This is a genomic window from Actinomycetota bacterium, from assembly GCA_005888325.1.
Taxonomy (GTDB): domain Bacteria; phylum Actinomycetota; class Acidimicrobiia; order Acidimicrobiales; family AC-14; genus AC-14.
The window spans coordinates 43,998-48,112 of sequence record VAWU01000010.1 but is presented as its reverse complement, the minus strand read 5'-3'; the positions used below and the strand labels follow the sequence as shown (position 1 = coordinate 48,112).

The window sequence follows — 4,115 nt, the reverse complement described above, 5'->3', positions numbered from 1 at the left end:
TGGAGCGCCTGGCTCATGCCGTGGGGGATCTGCCTGCCCGCCGGCGCCAGGCGCTCATGATGCTGTTGTTCGTCCTGATGGAAGAAGTCGCCTCACCCGAGGAAGTTCGAGCGTGGCTGGATGAGCACGACATCACCACCGACGCCGGCGTCGACGAGCTGATCAGGTGGCTTCGTCAGCTACGACGTGATCGCGCCGGCTGACACGTGGCGCCGAGGGCGGACCTCGACGCTGAACCACACGACTTTCCCGGTCGGCGTCGGTTCCGCACCCCACCGCCGGGCGAAGGACTCGACCAACACGAGCCCCCTACCCCCGAAGTCGTCGGGTCTCGGTCTGTGCAACTGGGGGAGCGTCGCTGACCCATCGGCCACCTCGACCCGAAGCACATCACCTTCGAGATCCACGCGCACCGCGCAGGCCGTCGCCGCGTGGCGAACGGCGTTGGCAACAACCTCGCTCGTCAACAGCACGGCCACCTCGTCGGGATCATCGCAATCCCAGGCTGCCAGCACGGCTCGAACAAACGTCCGGGCGCCATAGGCCGCCTCGGGCGCACGTGGAAACTCGGCAGTGGCGTGCAGGCTTCCCAGAGTGCGACCTCCGATGCAAGGGCAGCAGCACGTACCTACCTCGAGGCAGGCTCTGCGAACCCTCAGGCGGAAAACAGCTCAGCGCGTCGGCTGGTAGCGCGCAGCGTCATTCCCCCTCCGTCAGCAGCTCGAGGAGACCAGTCGTCTCGAGCACGCGGGCCACCAGGGGCTGCGGGGAGCGGACCTTGAGGCCTCCGCCTTGGGATCGAAGGGTCTCGCGCGCCTGGAGCAAGACGTGGATGCCCTGTGAGTCCAGGAACTCCAGCCCGCTCAGGTCCACGGTCACCTCGCGCTGACCCGTGGCCGCGAGCTCCTCGAGGCGCTGTGCAAGCTCGGGCGCCGTGGCCAGGTCGAGCTCACCCTTCACTACCACGGTTGTCGGATGGCCCGGGAGGACGATGATGGCGAACGGTGGACCGCTAGTGGGATCGAGTCCCATGATCGCCCTTTCTCCCTTGGCGCGTCGGTTTCAACCGCGGATCCCTCATCTGCGCTCCGTAGCTCAGAGGTGCTGCTTGTATCTCACTCAGCGTATCGGTGTGGTCGACTGCTTCGGTCGAGTCATACCGAGCCCCTCGAAGCGTGCGCTCATGAGTGACTCGAGTATCGGGCGCGTGCCTCTGATCGGGCCACTGCACTTCGCCCGATGGGCCGCTACGGTCAGCGCCTCCAGCGTGCGCACTGAGTGGTTCGACGCGCCGGAGGCGCTTGTCGATTGCACGTGGTTCGGACGGGGCACGCCTCGTTCCGGAGGGTGACCGATCGCCGTGCGGGCGCAGGTCTATCGACACGGTTTCCTTCACGGGACGTGCGTGCCGGCGGAAGAGCGTTGCGGTATCGCTGCGAGGTCTTTGGTCGCCAAGGTGATGACGGTCGTACTCGTGGGTCGGTGGTGTCCAGGGTTCGGCGCTCGCGAGCTTCGCGGCTTCAGCGGCGCCCAAACAGCAGATAGGTCGTCGTTGGTCCTTTGCTTTGACGTCGACTGTCCCTCGCTCGGAACTCGTAGCGCCCCCGGAGCAGCTCGTAGACGTTGTGTGTGACCTGGATGCAGGCGGGTAGCCCTTGTGCGTATCCGCCAGTCCCACGCTCAATCCGCACTACCCAACGAGAAGACACGGATCGGCGCGACGGCTCGTTAGCGCCTCACGACCACCTGAAGTTGATTACTCACGTCAACCACTCCTGGAGTGTCCCACGCGTCGTCGCCTGCGGCTCGCTTGGCCAGAGTTGACGACACGTCGCCGGTGAGGATGACGACCTTCTTCGTGACGTCGACGGTCAGGTCGTCGTCTTTGGTGAAGGGATTGACCCGCAATCGCTCCGCGACCGCGGCCTTGATGTCACCGTCGGTCGGTTCGCCGAGCCACGGCTGGCCGTACCAGCCGTAGTAGTAGCGGTCGTCGGGATAAGTCCAAGGGATGAAGTTCGGCGCAACCATCGAGCGTCTCCCTTCGTCGAGGCAGTGTCGACTGTTTGTCCTACCCCGTCGTCGATCCGCGACGTGGCCAAGCATCGAGGGTCTTGGAGGCCCTACGATGACCACGAGATTTGGTCCGGGGGCCTGGTATGTCACGCCGAGTGCGAGGGGCGCGGAGTCGACGGGAGGCGTGGCGTCGGTCGCGCGCTTGGTCGAGGCGGCTCGACCCAGACCTTGGGGTGCCGCAACGTACTGCGTCGGAACGTCGGCAGCATGGGGTTGCGTGGATGTGCGCGCTGGGGCTCTTTCTTTCGTTCACACTGCCGCTTGCAAGCCGCGTGCCCCCGGCCCAGGCCGCGACCACGACGAAGCTCATCGTTCCGGTTGCCGCGGACGCCAAGGTCAGATCCACGGCCCCATCGACGAGCTACGGGTCGGCGACGACGTTGAGCGTAAGTGGCGTCACGCGCACCTACGTTCTCGTCTCCATCTCGGGCCTCTTCGGACCGACCCCGACAAAGCTGCGGCTGTTCACTCAGAAGTCGAGCACCTCGGCCATCAGCGCGTACCTCACCGACTCGTCGTGGTTGGAGAGCACCCTTACCTGGGACACGGCACCCACCATCACCGGGTCGCCACGGGTGCAGGTCTTCCCTGCGAGCGCGGGCGCCTGGACGACCATCCCGCTCGGATCGCTCGACAACGGTCTCTACACGATCGCCTTGACTGGTGCGGCTGGCAGCGGCACAAGCCAGTTCTCGAGTCGGGAAGGCACGAAGCCGCCCAACCTCGTCCTTTCCCCCAACGACACCGTCCCGCCCGTGGTCGCCATCACCCAGCCCGCGATGGCGGCCGCCCTGACCGGCACGACACTGCTCACCGCCACCGCCACGGACAACGTGCGTGTCGCCACGGTGGTCTTCTACCGAGACACGACGCCGCTGGGCGTGGCCACCCTCTCGTCCACGACGTATGTCTTCAGCTGGAACACGGCCAGCGTTCCCAACGGCTGCTATGTGCTCTACGCACAGGCGTATGACTCCAGTGGCAACGTGACCAAGACCTCGGGAACGCTGGTCACGGTCAGAAACGGCGTGGTCGCCAAGCCGCCGCGCCCGACAGCCACCTTCTCCGCTCCGCTCACGAGCGGCGTCGCGCCACAGGACATCGCGTTCAGCGATCAGTCCACGGGCTCACCGACGTGTTGGCTGTGGAGCTTCGGTGACGGCACGACGGCCGTGACGCAGAACCCGCACCACATCTATGCCACACCCGGCCCCTACAGCGTGACCCTCACCGCGTACAACGCGGGAGGCAAGACCAGCCTCACTCGCGCGAACTACGTCTCCATCAGCGAGTTTCCCCGTCCTGGTCGTCGGGCCGGACCCACACGCGTACTGCTTATCGGTGACTCGTTCACAACGCAGTACTACCCGACAGGTGCAGCCGTGCTCCAAGGCCTCGGCTATGCCACCGCGACCTGGAACTATCCGGGGACGGGCCTGCTGGATGCGGGCCTTCACAACAGCAGTTGGCTCGACAACCTGATCAGCCTGTATGACCCGGACAAGGTTGTGATGGAGTTCGTCGGCAACGACTTCAACCCCTTCGATCCCGCCATCACCCTCGACAGCCCCCTCTACCTTCCGACCTGGGCCGACGCCGCCATCACCGACACGGCCAAGCTGACGGCGCGGGGAGCGACCGTCTACTGGATGCTCCTCCCCGCCATGCCGTCGTTCGTCGGCTTTCCCCCGATCGATCAGATCTACGACAACCTCCCGACGGGGGTGGTGGATTGCTACACGCCGTTCGGCGGGGCGCCACCCGACATGTCACTGCGCGTCGCCGACGGTCATCTCAACGGCCGCGGCATCGTGCTTATGGCGAACACCGTGGCCAGCACGATCACCGGCACGCCTGTCCTGCGCAAGCTGCAAGTGATCCCTGCCCTCGCCTCGGTGCCCGCGGGCGCCACCCAACAGTTCCACGCCACCGGCACCTACACCGACGGCTCCACCGCCGATCTCACGTCCAGTGTCACCTGGTCGAGCAGCGACCCCAGCCTGGCCACGGTGGACGCCAACGGACTGGCGACCGGCGTG

Annotated in this window: 4 protein-coding genes and 1 pseudogene (1 of these 5 only partly in view); 2 read left to right on the top strand and 3 right to left on the bottom strand. The window is 65.9% G+C overall.

What is annotated here, in order from left to right:
• Positions 1-20: 20 nt before the first annotated feature.
• Positions 21-203 (top strand): hypothetical protein, encoded by a 183-nt coding sequence (locus tag E6G06_01830; GenBank protein TML93597.1) that lies wholly within the window; start codon positions 21-23, stop codon positions 201-203.
• On the opposite strand, the gene E6G06_01825 is transcribed toward E6G06_01830, so the two are convergent.
• From E6G06_01825 to E6G06_01815, 3 genes are all read right to left on the bottom strand, one after another.
• On the bottom strand, positions 180-593 hold the full coding sequence (locus E6G06_01825) for an ATP-binding protein (protein ID TML93599.1): 414 nt from the start codon (positions 591-593) through the stop codon (positions 180-182). The two genes, E6G06_01830 and E6G06_01825, sit on opposite strands and share 24 nt — an antisense overlap.
• Positions 594-699: 106 nt before the next feature.
• Entirely contained in the window at positions 700-1,032 is a 333-nt protein-coding gene (locus tag E6G06_01820) for an STAS domain-containing protein (GenBank protein ID TML93596.1), read from the bottom strand.
• A 696-nt stretch (positions 1,033-1,728) separates the two neighbouring features.
• Complete coding sequence (locus tag E6G06_01815; protein ID TML93595.1) at positions 1,729-2,166, bottom strand: BON domain-containing protein; 438 nt, start codon at positions 2,164-2,166, stop codon at positions 1,729-1,731.
• On the opposite strand from E6G06_01815, the pseudogene E6G06_01810 reads away from it, so the two are divergent.
• Positions 2,160-4,115, top strand: a pseudogene (locus tag E6G06_01810) (PKD domain-containing protein); it runs 810 nt beyond the window's last position. The gene E6G06_01815 and the pseudogene E6G06_01810 overlap by 7 nt on opposite strands.